This window comes from Ligilactobacillus hohenheimensis, from assembly GCF_947381805.1.
Classification (GTDB): Bacteria; Bacillota; Bacilli; order Lactobacillales; family Lactobacillaceae; genus Ligilactobacillus; species Ligilactobacillus hohenheimensis.
The window spans coordinates 598,700-617,713 of record NZ_CANCXC010000001.1; the positions used below are offsets into that span (position 1 = coordinate 598,700).

16 protein-coding genes are annotated in these 19,014 nt (G+C 47.9%); 3 read left to right on the top strand and 13 right to left on the bottom strand.

Going from position 1 to position 19,014, the window contains the following annotated elements; genetic code table 11:
- Window positions 1-14 precede the first annotated feature (14 nt).
- The 4 genes from QOR60_RS02950 to QOR60_RS02965 all read right to left on the bottom strand — a co-directional run bounded on the left by QOR60_RS02950 (window position 15) and on the right by QOR60_RS02965 (window position 3,719).
- On the bottom strand, window positions 15-491 hold the full coding sequence (locus QOR60_RS02950) for a hypothetical protein (RefSeq protein WP_283581865.1): 477 nt from the start codon (window positions 489-491) through the stop codon (window positions 15-17).
- 22 nt (window positions 492-513) lie between these two features.
- Window positions 514-1,734 (bottom strand): LysM peptidoglycan-binding domain-containing protein, encoded by a 1,221-nt coding sequence (locus QOR60_RS02955; RefSeq protein WP_283581866.1) that lies wholly within the window; start codon window positions 1,732-1,734, stop codon window positions 514-516.
- A 134-nt stretch (window positions 1,735-1,868) separates the two neighbouring features.
- The gene (locus tag QOR60_RS02960) at window positions 1,869-2,747 is read right to left on the bottom strand and encodes a LysR family transcriptional regulator (RefSeq protein ID WP_283581867.1); all 879 of its coding nucleotides are present in this window, start codon (window positions 2,745-2,747) and stop codon (window positions 1,869-1,871) included.
- 27 nt (window positions 2,748-2,774) lie between these two features.
- Window positions 2,775-3,719 (bottom strand): AEC family transporter, encoded by a 945-nt coding sequence (locus QOR60_RS02965; RefSeq protein ID WP_283581868.1) that lies wholly within the window; start codon window positions 3,717-3,719, stop codon window positions 2,775-2,777.
- Window positions 3,720-4,086: 367 nt separating this feature from the next.
- Here QOR60_RS02965 and QOR60_RS02970 point away from each other — a divergent pair, with 367 nt between their 5' ends.
- Entirely contained in the window at window positions 4,087-6,447 is a 2,361-nt protein-coding gene (locus QOR60_RS02970) for an FAD-binding protein (RefSeq protein WP_283581869.1), read from the top strand.
- Window positions 6,448-6,545: 98 nt separating this feature from the next.
- On the opposite strand, the gene QOR60_RS02975 is transcribed toward QOR60_RS02970, so the two are convergent.
- The 7 genes from QOR60_RS02975 to QOR60_RS03000 form a co-directional block, all read right to left on the bottom strand.
- The gene (locus QOR60_RS02975) at window positions 6,546-6,890 is read right to left on the bottom strand and encodes a type II toxin-antitoxin system HicB family antitoxin (RefSeq protein ID WP_283581870.1); all 345 of its coding nucleotides are present in this window, start codon (window positions 6,888-6,890) and stop codon (window positions 6,546-6,548) included.
- Window positions 6,887-7,141 (bottom strand): type II toxin-antitoxin system HicA family toxin, encoded by a 255-nt coding sequence (locus tag QOR60_RS06925; protein WP_408612542.1) that lies wholly within the window; start codon window positions 7,139-7,141, stop codon window positions 6,887-6,889. The genes QOR60_RS02975 and QOR60_RS06925 overlap by 4 nt, the downstream gene beginning before the upstream one ends.
- Window positions 7,142-7,356: 215 nt before the next feature.
- Complete coding sequence (locus QOR60_RS02980; protein ID WP_283582012.1) at window positions 7,357-8,751, bottom strand: APC family permease; 1,395 nt, start codon at window positions 8,749-8,751, stop codon at window positions 7,357-7,359.
- 206 nt (window positions 8,752-8,957) lie between these two features.
- Window positions 8,958-9,539, bottom strand: coding sequence for a signal peptidase I (gene lepB, locus QOR60_RS02985; protein ID WP_408612548.1), 582 nt, complete (start codon window positions 9,537-9,539; stop codon window positions 8,958-8,960).
- A 51-nt stretch (window positions 9,540-9,590) separates the two neighbouring features.
- On the bottom strand, window positions 9,591-10,016 hold the full coding sequence (locus QOR60_RS02990; protein WP_283581872.1) for a hypothetical protein: 426 nt from the start codon (window positions 10,014-10,016) through the stop codon (window positions 9,591-9,593).
- A gap of 93 nt (window positions 10,017-10,109) precedes the next feature.
- Window positions 10,110-10,928 carry a sugar phosphate isomerase/epimerase family protein gene (locus QOR60_RS02995; protein WP_283581873.1) on the bottom strand — a complete coding sequence of 273 codons (819 nt, stop codon included), beginning with the start codon at window positions 10,926-10,928 and terminating at the stop codon, window positions 10,110-10,112.
- Window positions 10,929-10,946: 18 nt separating this feature from the next.
- The gene (locus QOR60_RS03000) at window positions 10,947-11,810 is read right to left on the bottom strand and encodes a DegV family protein (RefSeq protein WP_283581874.1); all 864 of its coding nucleotides are present in this window, start codon (window positions 11,808-11,810) and stop codon (window positions 10,947-10,949) included.
- Window positions 11,811-11,980: 170 nt separating this feature from the next.
- Here QOR60_RS03000 and QOR60_RS03005 point away from each other — a divergent pair, with 170 nt between their 5' ends.
- Window positions 11,981-13,702: an Rqc2 family fibronectin-binding protein gene (locus QOR60_RS03005; protein ID WP_283581875.1), complete on the top strand. Its 1,722-nt coding sequence runs from the start codon at window positions 11,981-11,983 to the stop codon at window positions 13,700-13,702.
- Entirely contained in the window at window positions 13,699-14,358 is a 660-nt protein-coding gene (locus QOR60_RS03010) for an HD domain-containing protein (protein WP_283581876.1), read from the top strand. Before QOR60_RS03005 ends, QOR60_RS03010 begins: the two co-directional genes overlap by 4 nt.
- Before the next feature lie 56 nt (window positions 14,359-14,414).
- On the opposite strand, the gene parC is transcribed toward QOR60_RS03010, so the two are convergent.
- Complete coding sequence (gene parC, locus QOR60_RS03015) at window positions 14,415-16,811, bottom strand: DNA topoisomerase IV subunit A (protein ID WP_408612549.1); 2,397 nt, start codon at window positions 16,809-16,811, stop codon at window positions 14,415-14,417.
- A gap of 63 nt (window positions 16,812-16,874) precedes the next feature.
- A complete protein-coding gene (gene parE / locus QOR60_RS03020) occupies window positions 16,875-18,893 on the bottom strand; it encodes a DNA topoisomerase IV subunit B (protein ID WP_283581878.1) in 2,019 nt (672 codons plus the stop codon).
- Window positions 18,894-19,014: the final 121 nt, after the last annotated feature.

Genomic DNA, 19,014 nt, shown 5'->3' on the forward strand with positions numbered 1-19,014 from the left:
ATGGCCCCTGACCGTTAATTATTGTCAACCCGTAAGAACGTTGTCTTCCGGTTAACCTTTCCCTGCCCCGCCTTCGCGATTTGGTAGGTGAAGCTCCGGGACGTAAACTTGCTCTTCGTCGCTAAAATAGAATTATACTGCCACTGGGAAACCTGTTTCCCGTTAATCTTCGCCAGGGTTAACTTGCTGCCCTTAGCCTTGTATTCCCACTTGGCGTTCTTGGACTGCTTAGCGTACGCCTGGTTAAACGCCGTCTGGCTCTGGTCCGCATTCTTAGCGGCTGCTTCAGTACTACTGAGTACAACCTTATTTCCCTGCGGTGCAAACGTCAGGTACAGCACCTTATCCCCCGAAACGCTTTGGTACCGGTAAACATGCCCCGGAACATCCTGCGCCACCGCATGACTCATGTGGTAGTAGGCCCCACCACATATCACGATGACTAATACAACCACAATCCCAATGATTGTCCACTTTTTCTTCTTTGTCATTTGTTAGCCAACCTCCCGCTGATTAATCGCCATCATCGTCGTTGTTTTGATCATCAGCTTGCTGGTTGTTGGCCGACTGCTGCCCCTGATCATCACTGCTACTGCTGCTTGACTGGGAGGTAACGTTAAAGTTGACGTTAAACCCGTTGTCATCGCTACTGATGGTAATCTGGACGTTATCAGCATTCTTCAGGTCATCTAGTTTGTTATCACTCTTCAACCGCTTAATAATCTTATCAGCCAACTTCTGGGCGTTCTTGTCATTCATTTTCGTTGACTTCAGCGTGAAGTCCTGGTCGTTATCGTACAGCTGGGTGGTGTTCCCGTTTGAAGAGCTTGAAGAACTTGAAGAATCGTCATCGTCACTGTAACTGGTAAAGTTGATGGATGAGTTTCCACCATCATTATTTAAATCCTGGTTAATGTCATCCTGCACCTTGTTTTCAAAATCCGTCGTACTCATCGTTGATGAACTAGAGGCATCGTTTTGGTTGTTATTGTCATCGTTCGATTTGGCGGTGTCTGCCTTACTGTTTCCGGCCGGTTGATTATTAGTATCAGCGTCATCATTGACCGGTTTGTTGGAGCTGACCGCTGGGCTTTGTGCCTGCTGGCTACTTGCCACGTTATCAGCAGACTTAGCTGAAGCTAACCCTTCCTTCGCAGAACTTGGAGCTTCGTACTCAGTCTTACTATTACTGTTGTTGCTGTCGTTTCCGTTATCGTTATTATCATCGTTTCCTACCACGTTGTTCGTAATCCGCACGTGGTTGTTGTCCCCGAAGTGGAAGAAGTTAACCGAGTTGTCCGTGTAGTTGATCGTCACCCGTGTCTGCGCAACCTGGTTTCCATTTCCGTAAATGTTCCAGTTAGCCGGCGCACTGCCATCCCGGTTTAAAATCAACACGTCGCCCGCATAAATCAGGTTAATGTTGTGGATGTTGTTATCGTAAGCAATCTTTTGTACCGGAATACCCGTTGCAGCCGAAATTCCTGAGAGGGTGTCCCCCCACTGGATCACGTACCGCGTTCCGTTAAGGTTGTTGACGTCAATGTGCTGGGACTGCATGTTCTGACTAATCTTAGCTGGTGAGTTTGCAACCCAGTTTGTAATATCAGCACTGTCGGCGTTGTTTTGCTGGGAGTAAAAACCATCAGCTAACGTGTGGGCCGGCCGAATAGCAAACGGTGCCAGCAACGAGGCTGCCATGAATGAGGCAGCTAAAATTCGCTTTTTATTCATTAATAAACACTCCTTTTCTATGTACGGTTGTAGTCTATTCCTTTCGGCCCGAAAATGTCAATGTATCACTATCCCCAAAAACTAAAAAAGATACCAGGATTTTCCCAGTATCTTCATGCCTAAATTTAAAATGCCTAATCAAAACGAACCTGCTTAAGAATATCTAAGCATCTTCTTTGAGTTTCATTTGGAATAAATGACCGCCGAACAGCGAGTTTAATAAAATAGTGAAGTTGTTCATCCCGTCGAAGATGAACTTTTCGAATGCGTGGATTTCCCTGAACAGTTACGTCCATTAAAAGGGCAATTCCTAAGTTGCGCTCAACCAAATGAGTAATCATATCCATATCACGCGCTTCATAGATAATTTTAGGGCGAAATCCGCCAAAGCTACAGTACCGCTCTAACGCACTCCGAACTAAATGTCCTTTCCGTCTGGTGATAAAATGCTCGTTTCGCAACGTATTTGCTGTTACTGATTCATAATTACTAATTGGGTTATGCGTACTGACAATAATACTAAAATCTTGCCGTTGTTTTCGAAGTACCTGCATATTTCGTTCTGCATCTGCCACCAATGATGAATAAACAATGGCATCTAACTTGCCTCTGGTTAGCATCCCGCGCAAATTCGCCGAATAATCGTTCACCGTATGCACACGGTCAATCAGCCCATTTTGAATAAATGCTGTTAAAATTGCGGGCATCCAGAGATTCCCCGCAATTGTCGAGTATCCAAGCCGAAGAAGTTGGTCGCCTGCATGTCGCACCTCTTGATCGGTTTCGCTCGCCAATGAAACGATTTGCTTTGCTCGCTGATACAAAATTTTTCCTGCATCAGATGCCACGACACCACCCCGATGACGTGTTAATAATTCCGTCTCATACTGTTCAGTTAGTCTCATAATCGCCCGCGATACGGCCGGTTGCGAGATTCCATAACGTTGCGCAACTGCCGTATAACTTCCGGTTTCAATCAAACTAATATAATATTCCAAATCAGTAAGTTGCATCCCATCACCGACTCTTTAAAATCCGAATTACAAGCTAATTCCACGAAGAATGATAAAACACATTAATACAAAGAACGAACCAATGGTCGTTAAGAACATTGCAGACGGCATTTCCTGCTCACCCTCACCATACTGTTGGCTAAAGATGGTTGGAAAAATCATTTGTGAAATCATCATCGTCATCGTCATTTCATTAACAAACATCCGTGATTCTCCACACAGCATCATAATTACCATTACTGATAACGGCATGACGACTTCTTTGACAATAACATCAAACCAAACAATTCCTGAAAAGCTTGGCTTATTAAACCAAAGAATTAATCCAATTGAAAAGAGTCCTAATCCTGCAGCTGCTTTCCCGAGCTCTTCAAAAGTCGGTGCTGCTAGTGCTGGTAACCGCCAACCAAGTAACGCCGTAATCAATCCAATAAACGCTCCAATAATTACAGGCTTCTTTAGCCCGTTAATTACTACCTGTCCAACGTTAACCAATAAATTATCAGTTTTCTTTGTTGTAGCTAACGTCAATGCAAACATCGTTAGTGGTAATTGGACTGCATTCATCATCAATCCCCCAATTGAAATTGCAATCGCTGCGTTTCCGGGGAATAATGGCGTCAACAGTGCCGGCCCAACAAATAAAATTGCTGGTGTTGACAACGCAAGCGCCCGAATAATCGATAAAATGGTTGATGAATGCAATACATACCTACTAAAGAAGTAAACACCAAACCACCAACCGACCATCATTACAAACTCCCACATAACAATCCGCCAGTTGGCAAAAATCTTCTCTTTCGGCATTTGGTTTAAGGCAAAAAACAAACTTAATGGCAACGCATAGTTCATCACGACTTTATTTAGAATCGCCGGAACCTTTTTATCAAACGATTTAATGTAGCCGCTAAAGAAACCAAACATAATTGTAAAAATAACAGGAATTAATGCAGCAATTAGCGCTTTAGCCATAATATTCACGTCCCTTTGCTAATATCTGCAATTTAATTCCCCAACCACCTTAATAATACACGTTCGTCTCCATAATTCAATAATAATTTCACAAGTATTATCAATTATTTTTATGAGCATTAAATTCCCACTTATACTGCAATGAAAGTAATTCTGGGGCATACAAATTACTAATATTCATTTTAAAATAACATTCTTGCATAACTTTGTTTTTTCATTCACTATAACGAGCTGATCACTTTTTCGCTTTTCCTTGATATTAATGCGTTTAAAAAAAACGTTTGCATTTATTTTTACCGTGTATATAATCAGCCCCGTAATTTAATTCCTCAACCCTAAAAAATCATGAATGAAGGTCGTGTTACTAATGAAATACGTTGCAATTGTTGGAACAAACGCAGCTAAATCATACAACCGAAAACTACTGCATTTTATGCATGACCATTTTGCTAATAAGGCCACCATTGAAGTTCAAGAAATTGTGGATTTTCCCCTCTTCAACGAAGATACCCCCGAATTACCGCAAATCGTGGTTGACTTAGCTAACAAAATCAAGGAAGCAGATGGTGTTATTTTCGGGGTTCCCGAATATGATCATAGTATTCCAGCAGCACTTAAAAGCGTGATTGAATGGTTATCCAATGATATCCATCCACTTACTGATAAACCAATTATGATTGTAGGAACTTCACTAGGAAGTCTTGGAACCTCACGTGCCCAGGATACATTTAGAAATATCCTCAATGCTCCTGGAGTTGATGCGTGTGTTCTCTACAGTAATGAATTTCTTCTTGGACACGCTGCAGACCAATTCGATCACCAAGGAAATTTAAAAAATGAACAGACCATTAATTTTCTTGACCAATGTTTTGACAATTTTCAAACCTTTGTCAAAAAGCAAGCAGGAAAGGCCAACCTTAATAACAACTGGGATCGCGCATACGACGTAGTTGTTTTGGGATTTGGTGGTGCCGGAGCAACAGCGGCACGTTTTGCAGCTGACAACGGCGCAAATGTTCTCCTTGTTGATAAGGCACCATTTGGTCATGAAGGAGGAAATACCCGCTACTCTGCTCAACATGTTGGAATGGGACACAACGAAGACAAATTAAGGACGTACTACCACCATCTTGCAGCCCCAATGGAACTCCGCGAAGATACACTCAATACTTACGTTCATGGAATGAGTAATATCCCTTCCTACTTCAAAAAGTATCTTGGAATCACTCCGATTAGTTGGCGCAACGATATTCATCAGGGGGATCCAGTTGTTCCAAAAGACCATATGGCTGAATATCCTGAACTCCCAGGAAGTGAAACCTTTGACTTCGCCCTTGTTCATAAACGTGATAAAGATGCCGCTTTGTGGAAGACTCTTCGGAGTAAAGTTGTTAAGCGTTCAGATAAAATTGATATCTGGCTAGATTCGCCCGCAAAACACCTTATTCAGAACCCGGAAAACGGGGCAATCGTTGGTGTTGTAATCAACCGGAATAATCATGATTACCGAATCCTTGCGCGTAACGGGGTTGTTTTGGCAACCGGTGGTTTTGAGAATAATCCGTCAATGGTCCAAACGTTTATTAAGCGTTCAAAACTAACCCCAATTGGAACGTTATACAACCAAGGAGACGGCATTAAGATGGCGCAGGAAGTCCGTGCCCGCCTTTGGCACATGGCTAATTACGAATCTCACGGAATCTTAGCCGGGTTAACCTTTAAGGAACAACCAAATACCCAAGGACGCCAAATTAATGGTTGGCAACAATTAAATCATGGGAGCATTTTCGTTGTTGGCGATGATGGTACCCGATACTTTGCTGAAGACCAGAAAGCACGCCATGGTCATATTTATATCCATGGCGCATGGCGTCTTCCCCTCCAACAGGAACACCCCTACCTTGTTTTTGATCAACGCCAAAAGGCCGACTTCGATAAGCAAAAAAAGGAGGAAGGTTGCCTGCCATATCCAGAATTTACGGACAAACTTATTTCAGCCCCTACTCTTAGTGAATTAGCCGCTAAAATTAACCTCCCAGTCTCTGGGCTAGAACAAACAGTTAAGGATTTTAATGCAGCGGTTGAAAAGCAACGTGATATTCTATGCGGCCGTGATCCGCAAACGATGCGGGCACTCGCTGACGGTCCGTACTACGCAATTGCGCTTGCAAGCGACGTTCTTAACACTCAAGGAGGGCCTGAACGAACTGGACAAGCGGAAATCGTTGATATTAACGGTAAGCCAATTCCTAATCTTTATGGCGCTGGTGAACTTGGCGGAATCTGTGCTAATAACTATCAAGGAGGAGGCAATCTTGCCGAATGCCTTGTTTTTGGTAAAGTTGCCGGTGAAAATGCTGCTAAGAAAAAAGAAACCTCGTACGACCAAGCAGTTACTGCAACCATTGGTAAAATTAACGATGTTTTAACTAATGAGCAACTCTCAAACGTTCAGCTCAGTCCCCACGAATATCTGGGATCCTCTGAACAGGGAATCGGTGGGACGATCACCGTCAAAGTTAAGTATGAGAACCAACAAATCGAAAAGATTGACGTGCTTCAACAACACGAAAGCGCTGAAATTGGACAACGGGCGATTGAAATTCTCCCCCAGCGCATGATTGATGAAAATACCGTCGATGTTGACGCCGTTTCAGGTGCATCCTCTACCACACGAGGACTTAAGGATGCCGTTAATAAGGCAATTATGAAGGCTAACAACAAATAATTTGAGACTACTAAACAGGGCTTACTTATCTAAGTAGGCCCCTGTTTTTGGTGCATTAATTCTCGCCACCGCATACAGACCGCTAGTCGCTCACTAACCTATCCAGCAGTCACCATTCCTTCAATTGCCCGCCGCACACTTGCATTCAATGATAAATGATGCGCCTGGGCATATAGAGCTAGTTCATGATGCAACTGCGGGGTAACCCGAACATTGAAACTTCCCGTATAGGATCGTTCTGGTTGCTCATGATGCGCTGCGCACTCTGCCAAATACGCGTCAACGGCGTGTTCAAAATCTGCCCTTAATTCCGTAATCGTCGTTCCTTCATACGAGATTAAACTACTCATATCTACGACCTGGCCGTATAAAACACCGTCTTCCAAAGAGTATTCAACAGAGCCATGATACCCTTTATAACTTAAAAGTTGCTGCTTTGTCATATTAAATGCTCCTTTCTGAGATGATCGACCAATTGCCTTTGTTGGTATGCCAGCAACGTTTTACGCGAGTGTGGTCTATGCATCAAGATTACGTTTGCGCCTGGTTTATAAAAACAAATTCGTGATCCGCTAGTTCTTCCCTTATTACTAACCCGATACCCGAAAAACCGTAACAACCGGACAACTTCAGTAAAGGTAACGTTCTGTGAGTTACCCACAAGCTTTGCGATAATTCCCGTTACATTGCTCACATCAAGCCCTCACAATCTTAGAATAGCGATTTTGCAGCACACTTGCAACTATTTTTTAGTTGCAAACAGTGTTTAGTTCTGCCCTCCAATTCTAAGAACAATCCTTGTGATTGCCACGCGCATTTTAAACATAAAGTGTGTCTTTTTAAAAAATACCTAGATACAAAAAAGGCTGGAACACGCGTCCCAACCTCTCACATATTAACCGATTATCTTTATCCCCGTTGCGTCATCCGCCGCTCAATCCATGCCCAAACCGGCAGAATTAAGCCCGCCACAAACAGTGCAAAGACCGCAAAGAGGTTTAACAGTAGCTGATGATTCCACGCATGGGTCGCAACCGCAACGTCCTGCGGTAAGAAGCCCATCATCGCGCATACAAACGAGAAGATTAGGCAGAACCACCCTACTCCAAGGGCCGCCCACCGCTTCTTAATGAATACAAACCCGGACTTAAATTCGTTTTGGTGCCACCGGATCAAGATAAAGGCGATGAAAATCCAACAGTTCTTGAACGGGAAGACAATTCCGTTCAGGTTTAACAGCCAATTGAAAATCGAATTAATGCTTGGCAACGTTCCACTCAACAACAGAAGGAGCAGACACAAACCACTCGTAATCACGTAACTGTGCATCGGGCGCCCGTTCTTATCCCGCTTAGCAAACCACTTCGGAATAAACTTTTCCGAAACATCACCGGCGATGACCCACGAAACCGAATCAAGTAGCACTGCTAGCTGGGCCAACATGTACAGCGTTTGAACAACCGCAAAGATGTACATCAAACTCTTCCCGAGGCCCATCCGCTCTCCTAACATCCGGAAAGCATAGAATGATCCGTTCATCTTCAGGTCGTTTGGCAGGTGGTTGGCGTTAAAGAACATTGCCAGCGCCAGCGTCCCAAAGATTGCCAAAAAAGCCGTCATAAACGCCAACATCCACATTGACTTCGGGAAATCCCGGTTCGGGTGCTTCATCCGCTTAAGGTACGGAATTACGATTTCCGCCCCGCACGCCGCAAACATCAACAGTCCCGTTGTTGACCAGTACTGCGATGAGAATGACGGAATAAAGGCATGCAGGTTAAACGGCTGCGTCGCAATGTGGCCGCCGTGTAACAGTGACCAAACCGTCATGACAACGAATAAAATCGTCATGAAGAACATCGCAAACCCGCCCAGCGTTGACATGATTTCCAGGGAACGCTGGAAGAAGTTTTCAAACACAACGAAGATTAAGATGACCACAAACGTTAGGAGCCCAAACATAAAGTTTGACATCCGGTGACCCAGCGAATTGTTTCCCAGGATCAGCCAACCCAGCGCAACAATCGTTGAATTGGCCACATCAACGATGTACGGCAGACACGCTGCCCAGTACATCCACGCCGTTGCGTACCCCAAAACATCACTGTGGCTTGCCCGGCGAACCCACGAAGCTAATCCACTGTCCTGGCGGTCCCCAAAGGTTGCTCCCAACTGGGTAACCGACATTTCGTACGGAATAACAAACAGAAAAATCATTGCAACCCAGGTGAAGACAACCGCGAGCCCCTGATTTTGCAGCGGGTACATCAAGTCGTCAAACCCCATAATCGTCACAAAGTCCATTAATGCAATAACGGGCCAACTTATGTATTTTTTATTAGTGGTCCCTAATTGATTGTCCAATTCTCTCCCTCCAATCAGGCAATTGCCCATAAACATTTTACCAAAGATTAAGAAATATTAAAGGGATAATAAGAATTAAACCACCGTAAATCCCAAAACGGCATCAAAAAAAGACTGCGCTCCTTGGCGCAATCCCTCAAACCAGTTTAATCTTGATTAACCTTTTTCCAGTAGTCGTTAATTACCCGGTGATTGGCATCCCAAAACGGCACTTTTACAACACCATCAATTTTACCCCGGGGGACAAACCCGTAGTACCGGCTATCATTCGAAATTGCCCGGTTATCACCAAGAACAAAGTACTTTCCCGCGGGAACCTTAAAGGACTTTCCGGTCCCAATCCGAACTCCCTGTGCTTCCGGTAAGTTCAGGCTCGTTGTCCCCGTTGTTCGCTGCTTATGTGAAATAAAGGTCTGCGGAACGTACTTCCCGTTCACGTACAGTGCACCATCATTCTTATATGTAACGGTATCCCCTGGCAAGCCAATGACCCGCTTCACGTACTTGGTATTTTTTGCCACCGGCTGTCCCGTATTGTCAACGCCGTATGCGTTAAAGACAACCACCGAATCCCGGCGAATCTTTGCCCGCTTTAGGAGCATCACCCGTTCCGTGTTGTGGAGGTTGGGAGCCATTGATGCCCCATCAACCTTTACGAACTGGAACAACTCCGCCTTAATGAAAAGTCCCAGGGCTACCGCCAAAACAATTGGGATAACCCACCCCATAATTTTTTTAAACTTCTCCACGACTAAAAAGCTCCTTTACATTTTGTTTTGTTAAAATATGAACCGCTGATGGTGCGGTGGTTTCCGGACCGCCAGCATCTGTTCGTAATGCTTAAAGAAGTAACCGCCCAATGAACCAAAAACGACTTCAACAGCCACAAACCACCAATCCATGGTATGCACGAACGGCAGGAAAATGGCCCCTAGATCCAAAACAATCCGGAGCCACCAGTCCACGGCATCATGGTGAATCACGTTGCTAATAAACGTCACCGTTCCGATTATTCCAACAAGAACCGTCACGCCGTACGCCGCATAAAATAACAGGTGACGATAATCTGCGGCCGCTTCCGCCTGGGATAAGGAAAGCCCCCGCCGTTCGTTATACGCAATCGTCGCCCGAAAAATTAAATCCGCCAGTACGTAGGCCATTCCCAGGATAATCGTTATTGCATTTAGCCGCCGGTTCCATTGCATCCGCTACATTCACCCCAGTCCACTTTGATTATGCTGTTATTGTAAGCCTTTCAGACTACGATAACGACATTCTAAAGCGGTTTTAATATTTTTTCAAACTAAATTAAATAACCGGCGTAAATATGCCGCGCTTTCCCGCTGCGGCCGCGAATCATTCGGATCATTCATCGCAATTTCGTAGATATAACTGGCCTGCGAATTTAACAACGGCATCACCCGCTGCCAATCAATCCGCCCTTTTCCTAATGGAAGGCTGTCATGCTGGATTCCCATCGAATCAACCAAGTGATAGTGCACCACCTGCGGCGCCAGCCGTTTCAGCGATGCCGCCAACCGGTCATTTGAGCCGTGTTCATGGATAAAGCAGTGGGACGTATCAAAGGCAAGCCGCCAATGGTGCGTCATGATGCGCCGATCCATCTGGGGATCCCCGTAAAAGAAGATGGGGGAAATCGAATTCTCAAACATAATATGCTTCTGCCCCATCCGCGCAAACCGGTCTATCCGGTTCATCGCCACTTCCCGGGCTGCCGCCAACGACCGGTACTGGGCGAGAAACTCAGGAACCTGCCGGCTATACGAGCCATGAACCAAAAGCTGCACGTCGTGGTCAAACGCAATCCGCAGGAGATTTTCCGTTGTTTCCTCAATAAACCGGTATAACCCCGGCATATAGTCTTCCGGCGCGATTAGCTCGGTGTAGTTTACCTTGTGATACCGCATGGGTTGGTGAATCACAATTCGCCTGGTAACCTCTTGTACCCGGACCACAGCCTCTTCCAGCCGTTTCAAGCCTTGAGGGGTCATGTCCGCTTCCGTGGTATAAAATTCAAACACATCGGGGCGGTATTGAAGCCGCTCTTCCATCTGTTCGGCAGCTGGACTGGCCTTTAATCCAAGTAACACCTGCATACAATCGCCTTCTTCTAACTACTTATCAATATCACGCATCCACGCTAATGCCAGTGCCTTTTCACCCAAATGAGTCCCAATTACCGGGCCAAAATAGCTGATATCGACCGGATAATCCGGGTACTGCTTTTGGAGCCGGTGCTGCCACTTCGCAGCCATTTCTGGATCATTTGCATGAATTACAAAAAGATGTAACGGATAGTCCACGTCCTTCATTCGTTCCGCAAACAACGCTTCCGCCCGCTTCAAGGCCTTTTTCGTTGACCGCACCTTTTCAAAGCCAACGATTTCGTCGGTCTGTTCGTCAAACGTCAACAACGGTTTGATTTTCAAAACGCTCCCAATGAAGGCCGCCGTGTTTGATAGCCGCCCGCCCCGAACAAGATTTTGAAGATCATCAACTACAAAGTACTCCCCGATGGTATCCCGTAACTCAGTTAGGGCCGCAATAATCTCATCGGCAGACTTACCTGCATTTGCCATCCGGGCCGCCTTAACAGCTAACATTCCCATTAAAATCACTGTAATCCGTGAATCAAACGGAATCACCCGCACTCCCGGAACCTGATCCTTGACGCTTTCAAGCGTTGCGACTAATCCTGAAATCGTTCCGGCCAGGTGAATACTAATAACCGTATCATACCCCTGCTTTCCTAACTCTTCGTAGAGACTCAACAGTTCACCCACCGGCGGTTGTGATGTTTTTGGAAATTCGCGGACCGTCCGTAACTTGGCATAAAAGTCCGTCGTTGTAATGTCAACGCCTTCCCGGTACGTCTGCCCGTCAACCGTAAACGGAATCGGCACAACGTGAATGTTATTTTCCTTCACCTGTTCTGCCGAAAGGTATGCTGTACTGTCAGTGACAACAGCAATCTTCATTCCCTTCACCTACTTATCCTCAATAATCGTCCGTTTCATCATATCATAGATAGCCCTAAAAGACACGGGGAAGGCAACCATTTCGACAGCAAAGAAACGCCGTCATTGCGGGCAAAACAAGCTTTGCGGTAGAATGGAAAGGACAATAGAAACCGAAAGGAGGGCTTTTTATGGCCTTTGACGGTATGTTTACCCATGCGATGACCCGTGAACTCAACACCCTTCTTCAGGGAAGTCGGGTCATGAAAATTTCTCAGCCGTTCCCGAATGAAATTATCCTTACCATGCGCGCACACCGGACAAATTATCCCGTTCTTTTATCCGCCCACCCGAACTACGCCCGGGTGCAGGTAACAACGATTCCGTATACGAACCCCCCCGTCCCGACAAACTTTACGATGGTGCTGCGGAAGTACCTTGAAAACGCGCACCTCGTGGCCATCGAGCAGCCTGAAAACGACCGGGTCATGAACTTTAAGCTCCTCACCCGGACCGAACTGGGCGACCAGTTACCCCTCGTTCTCAGCGTTGAAATTATGGGCCGGTACAGTAATATCATTCTGATTAACCAGGAAGAAAACCGGATTATTGATACCATTAAACACGTTGGTATGGATCAGGACCGCTACCGGACAATCTTGCCCAACGCCGAATACCGGGTGCCGCCCAAGCAAGACAAGGTTAATCCGTTTGCCCTGGCAGCAGTTGACATTGTTGAAAACACCGTTCAGACACTGCCGCAGTCAGACTGGCGGCCACACCTTCAACGAGAACTTCAAGGTTTGAATTCCGCCTCAGCACAACTCCTTGCGTGCTACCTTCAACAGAACGGTACGGCGGCCATGAACCTGAACCGGTTTCTAGCAGCGGCCGACCACCCAACGCCAGTAATCACTAGTACGGGAAAGCGGATGGAATTTAGCTTTACTTCGCCGTTAACGGATGACCCCACCATCAGCCAGTTTGACACGCTAAGTGCGATGCTTGACCAGTTTTACCAGGAAAAAGCTACCCGGGACCGGGTAAATCAGCAGGGCGCCCGGTTAATCCACGTGGTTAAACAAAACCTGAAGAAGAATAAGACAAAGCAGAAAAAACTGGAAAAAGAACTCGCGGCCACCGATAATGCGGACGAGTTTCGTGTCAAGGGAGAATTACTGACCACTTATATGGGCCAGCTCCATCCCGGAATGAAGCGGATCACCGTCCCAAACTTTTACGATAATAACCGGGACATTACAATTACCCTTTCCCCCGAGTTGGGGCCGTCCCAAAACGCTCAAAAATACTTCAAGCGGTATAACAAGCTGAAAAACGGGGTGAAATACATCTCCCACCAGATTGAACTGACCACCACCGAAATTAACTACCTGGATAGCATCGCAACGCAAATTGAACTTGCTACACCAAGTGAATTACCGGACATTAAAATGGAGCTACAACAGCAGGGATACCTCCGGCCAGAAAAGCGGCTCAAGAGTGGCAAGCGCCGGCGGCAAAAGCTAAGTCGGCCGGACCAGTACGTGGCAAGTGACGGAACCCCAATTACGGTTGGGAAAAACAACCTTCAAAACGATCAGCTCACCCTTAAAACCGCCCGCAAGAGTGACATTTGGCTTCACGCCAAAAATGTCCCGGGATCACACGTTATTGTGAGTGATGCTGATCCCAGTGAAGCCACCCTCACGGAAGCAGCCCAATTAGCCGCCTACTTCTCCAAGGCGCGCAATTCCGCCAACGTGCCGGTTGACTACGTGGCCGTGCGTCGCATTCGGAAACCCAACGGCGCCAAGCCGGGGTTCGTTATCTATGAGGGACAGCACACCCTCTTCGTTACCCCCGATAAAGCAGTCGTTGAACGGTTAAAAAATTCTTCAGGAGGACAAGCATGACTTCACTTTACGTTGCTGACGACGTGGTTACCCTTGCCAAGCAAATCCTGGGAAGTGACACTACCGGCCATGATTTTTACCATGTTGCCCGGGTTGCAAGGAATGCCGTTCGGTTGTACCGGGAAGATTTCCCTCTGGCCTCACCTTCCACCCTCCAGCTAATCGCTACGATGGGATACCTGCACGACGTTGTGGATGAGAAGGTCACGGCAACCCCCACTACCCGGTGGCACCAAATTATGGCGTTACCCACCGTTTGCCGGTTTACCCCCGAGGATCAAGAAATTCTCCGTACAACCATCACCCACATGTCATACGCAGCTAACCTGGAACACCACTTTGAGCTCCCCGTTCCTGGGCAGTACGTTCAGGATGCTGACAGGTTAGATGCCTTAGGAGCAATTGGAATTGCGCGAGCGTTTGCCTATGGCGGCGCTCACCACCATCCAATTTACGACCCCACCATTCCCGTTGTGATGAGTTCTAACAGGGAAACTTACCGGCATCACAAGGAGACCAGTATTAACCACTTTTACGAAAAACTGCTCCACCTGGAGGCAACCATGAACACCACTGCTGGAAAGAAGCTGGCGCACACCCGCACCGCGTACATGCGGGCGTTCCTGGATGAATTCATGCACGAGTGGAACGAATAACCGGAGCTAAGTAAGGGAGACCGTGACTTCCCCGTCACGGTCTCCCTTATTAACAATTATTCTTCTTTTTGTACTTGATTTCCCGTTCGCAGTCGTTGGGGAATTCCGTCTGTTTGGAGATCAAGGATAAACGATCCGTTAGAGTACCGGTCCCCAACCGGGAAGGCCGCCGGATCAACCGGAAGAACCTGCCCCGTTGTCGTCATTACTTCCAGTTGCTTTCCGGCAGCAACAACCATCCCCGCAACAATTCGGTGAGGATTGCGTTTTAATTCACGTAAAATCTGCACTCCCCGCCGAGCCCGGGACGTCAGCGGCACTTCAGCCACCTTCATCCGTTTAAACGCGCCCCGCTGGGTAACCAATGCCACCTGGGCATCCTCGTGGACAAGGAGAACTGCGCTTAGCTGGTCGTCGCGTAAATCCATACACTTTACCCCGGCAGCCCGCGCGCCGCTCACGGGAACTTCACTAAGGGCATACCGTAGGCCATACCCTCCGTGGGACATGCAGAAGACCTGCGTCGCCGGATCTTCGGTTGGTTGGTATGCTGCCAGAAGTACCTCGTCATCCGCTGCTTTAAGCTTCATAAAGACGCTCGCCCGGGAACGGTATGTCCGTCCCGGTTTCAGGGCGGCAAATTCCGTTCGCTTAATCAACCCGTTGCGGGTAGCAAACACAAATTGCCCCGGCTGCTTCAAATCAGGGAAGCACAGCGCTTGAATAACCACTTCATCCGCGTCCAGCCCAACACTTTGGGACAAATGTTCCCCCGTTTCCTTCCAGCGGGTTTCGAGCACTTCATGCACGGGCCGATAAATCACGTTCCCCTTATTCGTAAAGATAAAGAGGTGGTCAAGGGTGCTAACGGTCTGCTCAAGAACCGGATAATCATCGTCCTTCAGCCCATTCTCGTCCCCCGACGCCTTGTAAGACCGCAAAGAAGAACGCTTCACGTAACCTGTTCGCGAAACCAAGAGCTGGACGTCTTCCTTCGCCACCGTTACTTCGGCCTTCACGGTCAGGGACTGAATCTTATCCTGAATCTCCGTTAGCCGCGGCGTACCGTACTTCTTCGCTACAGCCGTCAGTTCACGCTTAATTACCCGGTCCAGTTCCTTCGGACTCCCCAGGACCTTCTCGTACCGGGCAATTTGCTTGGCCAGTTCATCTGCTTCCCGCTGCAGTGCCGTCACGTCCGTATTCGTCAACCGGTATAATTGCAGGGAAACAATGGCTTCCGCCTGCTTCTCCGTGAAATCATATTGGGCCACCAAATTATTCTTGGCGTCCTTCTTATTTTCCGAACCGCGAATTGTTTTAATCACCTGGTCGAGAATTGATAACGCCTTGATCAATCCCGCCACAATGTGCTGGCGGTCCTGAGCCTTTTGCAAATCAAACTGCGTTCGCTTGGTCGTTACCTGCCGCTGGTGGTCCAAGTACGCCGTGAGGATGGTTTTTAACCCCACATGTTCAGGCCGCTTGTTGTTGATGGCCACCATGTTGAAGTTGTAGGTTACCTGCAGATCCGTATTCTTAAACAGGTAATTCAAAATTCCCTGGGCCTGCGCGTTCTTTTTCAGTTCGACAACGATGCGGAGCCCTTCCCGGTCACTCTCATCGCGCACTTCACTAATTCCTTCAACCCGCTTTAATAGGCGTAACTCGTCGATTTTTTTAACGAGCAGGGCCTTATTAACCTCATACGGAATTTCGGTAATGATAATTTGTTGCTTGCCACCCCGCAACGGTTCAATGGTCGTCTTTGCCCGCAGAACCGTTTTACCGCGGCCGGTTTCATACGCCTGCCTGATTCCATCCCGGCCCTGCATAATTCCACCAGTCGGGAAATCAGGCCCCTGAACAAACTGCATCAGGTCAGCCAATTTGGCTTCCGGATGGTCAATTAAGTATACTAGTGCATCAATAACCTCCGTCAGGTTATGCGGCGGAATCTCCGTTGCGTACCCAGCAGAAATCCCCGTAGCCCCGTTAACCAGCAGGTTGGGGAACCGGGCTGGAAGAACCGTGGGCTCGTACTCCGTATCATCGAAGTTAAGCACCATCGCCACGGTTTTTTTATCAATGTCTTTCAGCATTTCCGCGGCAATCTCAGACAAGCGGGCTTCGGTATACCGCATTGCGGCCGGCGGATCCCCATCCATCGACCCGTTATTCCCATGCATTTCAATTAACGGCGCCCGCAGCTTCCAGTTTTGACTAAGCCGCACCATCGCCTCGTAAATCGAACTATCACCGTGCGGGTGAAAATTACCCATGACGTTTCCTACAGACTTAGCCGACTTCCGAAACGCCTTATCGTGGGTGTTTCCGTCCTGGTTCATCGCAAATAAAATCCGCCGCTGAACGGGTTTAAGCCCATCCCGGATATCCGGCAAAGCCCGTTCCTGAATAATATACTTGGAATAGCGGCCAAACCGTTCACCCATCACCGCTTCCAGTGAAAGTTCCTGAATATGACTTGTTTCCTTGGTCGTCAAAAACACCCCTCCTTAATCTAGCTCATCGGTAAACAACGGGACGGATTCGCCGGGTTTGGTTTCTGCGGAAGGAGTCCCGTGGGCGCCTTCTGCCGCAATCGTATCCAACAGACTGCCGTCCTCTTCCAGTGAGAACTGCACGTTCTTTTCAATCCACTTCCGCCGTGGTGCAACCTTGTCGCCCATCAGCGTCGTAACCCGCTTTTCAGCCACCTGAGCGTCATCAATCCGCACACGAACCAGTGTCCGGGTAGCCGGGTTCATCGTTGTTTCCCACAGCTGGTCGGCGTTCATTTCACCAAGCCCCTTAAACCGTTGGAGAGAATATCCCTTTCCCATTGCGGCGGTTACCTGGTCAAGCTCGCCGTCCGTCCACGCGTACCGCACTTGCAGCTTTCCCTTAACCTTCTTTTGAACCTTATACAACGGCGGCAACGCAATGTACACCCGGCCAGCGTCAATCATCGGCCGCATATATTTGTAGAAGAACGTTAGGAGCAGAATCTGGATGTGGGCCCCGTCGGTATCCGCATCGGTCATAATAATGATTTTGTCATAGTTGGCATCCTGAATGTCAAACTCTGGTCCCACTCCCGCACCAATCGTGTAAATCATGGTGTTGATTTCTTCGTTTTTCATAATATCCTGAAGCTTAGCCTTCTCGGTGTTCAGCACCTTCCCGCGAAGAGGAAGAATGGCCTGAAACTTCCGGTCACGCCCCTGCTTTGCCGACCCGCCGGCCGAATCTCCTTCCACCAGGAAGAGTTCGTTCCGCTTGGCATTGCGCGACTGTGCGGGGGTTAACTTTCCGGATAATAACCGATCCTTCTTCCGCCGTTTCTTCCCGTTCCGGCTCTCGTCGCGGGCTTTCCGGGCAGCCTCCCGGGCATCCCGGGCCTTTAGTGCTTTCCGGACTAGTTCCTGGGCAAAATCACCATTTTCCATTAGGTAATATCCAAGCTGCTCATTCACCACGTCGGCAACCGCTGTCCGCGCCTCCGGGGTCCCGAGTTTACCCTTCGTCTGGCCTTCAAACTGCAGGAGTTCTTCCGGAATCCGGACGGAGATGACTGCTGATAGCCCTTCCCGGACGTCACTTCCGTCTAAATTCTTACTTTTTCCCTTCAGCAGTCCCACTTTCCGGGCATACTCATTAAACGCCTTAGTCCACGCCGCCTTCATCCCGGCTTCATGACTTCCGCCGTCCTTAGTCCGCACGTTATTAACAAACGAAATAATGTTTTCGGAATACCCATCGTTATACTGGGCAGCAACCTCTACTTCAATTCCCTGCTGCTTCCCCTCAAAGTACATTACGTCACCGAGGACATCCTTTCCCTCATTCAGGTACGTGACAAATTCCTTAATTCCCTCTTCAAAGTGGAACGTGTCGCTGGTATTCGTGCGCTCGTCGGTAAGGGTAATCTTAACCCCCTTCAACAGGAAGGCTGCTTCCCGCAGGCGCTCCGCGAGAACGTCATACTTGTAGTGGGTCGTTGAAAAAATCGTTGGATCCGGCTTAAACGTCACGATTGTCCCCGACTGCCGCTTGGCCTTACCAAGTTTTTTAAGGGTGCCCACTGGGTGCCCCCCGTTTTCAAAGTCTTCTTCGTATTCAATCCCATCCCGGACGGTGTTGACCGTTAACCGACTAGACAGGGCGTTAACAACCGAGGCCCCCACACCGTGAAGCCCGCCGGATGTCTTATAGCCCCCCTGACCGAACTTTCCGCCGGCGTGCAGCACGGTGAAAATTACTTCCACCGTTGGAATCCCCGTTGCGTGCATTCCCACCGGCATTCCCCGGCCGTAATCCGAAACGGTAATGGAATCGTCTGCATGAATGGTTACATCAATCTGTTTACCATAACCAGAAAGGGCTTCGTCCACCGCATTATCAACAATTTCGTATACAAGGTGGTGAAGCCCCTTTGAATCAGTCGAGCCAATGTACATTCCGGGGCGTTTCCGTACGGCCTCAAGCCCCTTGAGTACCTGGATTGAATCGTCATTGTACTTGGTTTGTCCCATCTACCGCAGCACCTTCCTATCGTTTATTTCTTGGATTAAACTGGTCTCAATGGCGCAACAACGCCATAGCACAAATGATTATACCACACCATTTCCCAGTGCTTTCCACTTTAAAATTCAT

Excerpts from the sequence above, each read along its gene's own strand:
- QOR60_RS02950 (WP_283581865.1), bottom strand. The coding sequence starts at position 491 with ATGACAAAGAAGAAAAAGTGGACAATCATTGGGATTGTGGTTGTATTA.
- QOR60_RS02955 (WP_283581866.1), bottom strand. The coding sequence starts at position 1,734 with ATGAATAAAAAGCGAATTTTAGCTGCCTCATTCATGGCAGCCTCGTTG.
- QOR60_RS02960 (WP_283581867.1), bottom strand. The coding sequence starts at position 2,747 with ATGCAACTTACTGATTTGGAATATTATATTAGTTTGATTGAAACCGGA.
- QOR60_RS02965 (WP_283581868.1), bottom strand. The coding sequence starts at position 3,719 with ATGGCTAAAGCGCTAATTGCTGCATTAATTCCTGTTATTTTTACAATT.
- QOR60_RS02970 (WP_283581869.1), top strand. The coding sequence starts at position 4,087 with ATGAAATACGTTGCAATTGTTGGAACAAACGCAGCTAAATCATACAAC.
- QOR60_RS02975 (WP_283581870.1), bottom strand. The coding sequence starts at position 6,890 with ATGACAAAGCAGCAACTTTTAAGTTATAAAGGGTATCATGGCTCTGTT.
- QOR60_RS02980 (WP_283582012.1), bottom strand. The coding sequence starts at position 8,751 with ATGGACTTTGTGACGATTATGGGGTTTGACGACTTGATGTACCCGCTG.
- lepB (WP_408612548.1), bottom strand. The coding sequence starts at position 9,539 with ATGGGGTGGGTTATCCCAATTGTTTTGGCGGTAGCCCTGGGACTTTTC.
- QOR60_RS02990 (WP_283581872.1), bottom strand. The coding sequence starts at position 10,016 with ATGCAATGGAACCGGCGGCTAAATGCAATAACGATTATCCTGGGAATG.
- QOR60_RS02995 (WP_283581873.1), bottom strand. The coding sequence starts at position 10,928 with ATGCAGGTGTTACTTGGATTAAAGGCCAGTCCAGCTGCCGAACAGATG.
- QOR60_RS03000 (WP_283581874.1), bottom strand. The coding sequence starts at position 11,810 with ATGAAGATTGCTGTTGTCACTGACAGTACAGCATACCTTTCGGCAGAA.
- QOR60_RS03005 (WP_283581875.1), top strand. The coding sequence starts at position 11,981 with ATGGCCTTTGACGGTATGTTTACCCATGCGATGACCCGTGAACTCAAC.
- QOR60_RS03010 (WP_283581876.1), top strand. The coding sequence starts at position 13,699 with ATGACTTCACTTTACGTTGCTGACGACGTGGTTACCCTTGCCAAGCAA.
- parC (WP_408612549.1), bottom strand. The coding sequence starts at position 16,811 with ATGGGTGAACGGTTTGGCCGCTATTCCAAGTATATTATTCAGGAACGG.
- parE (WP_283581878.1), bottom strand. The coding sequence starts at position 18,893 with ATGGGACAAACCAAGTACAATGACGATTCAATCCAGGTACTCAAGGGG.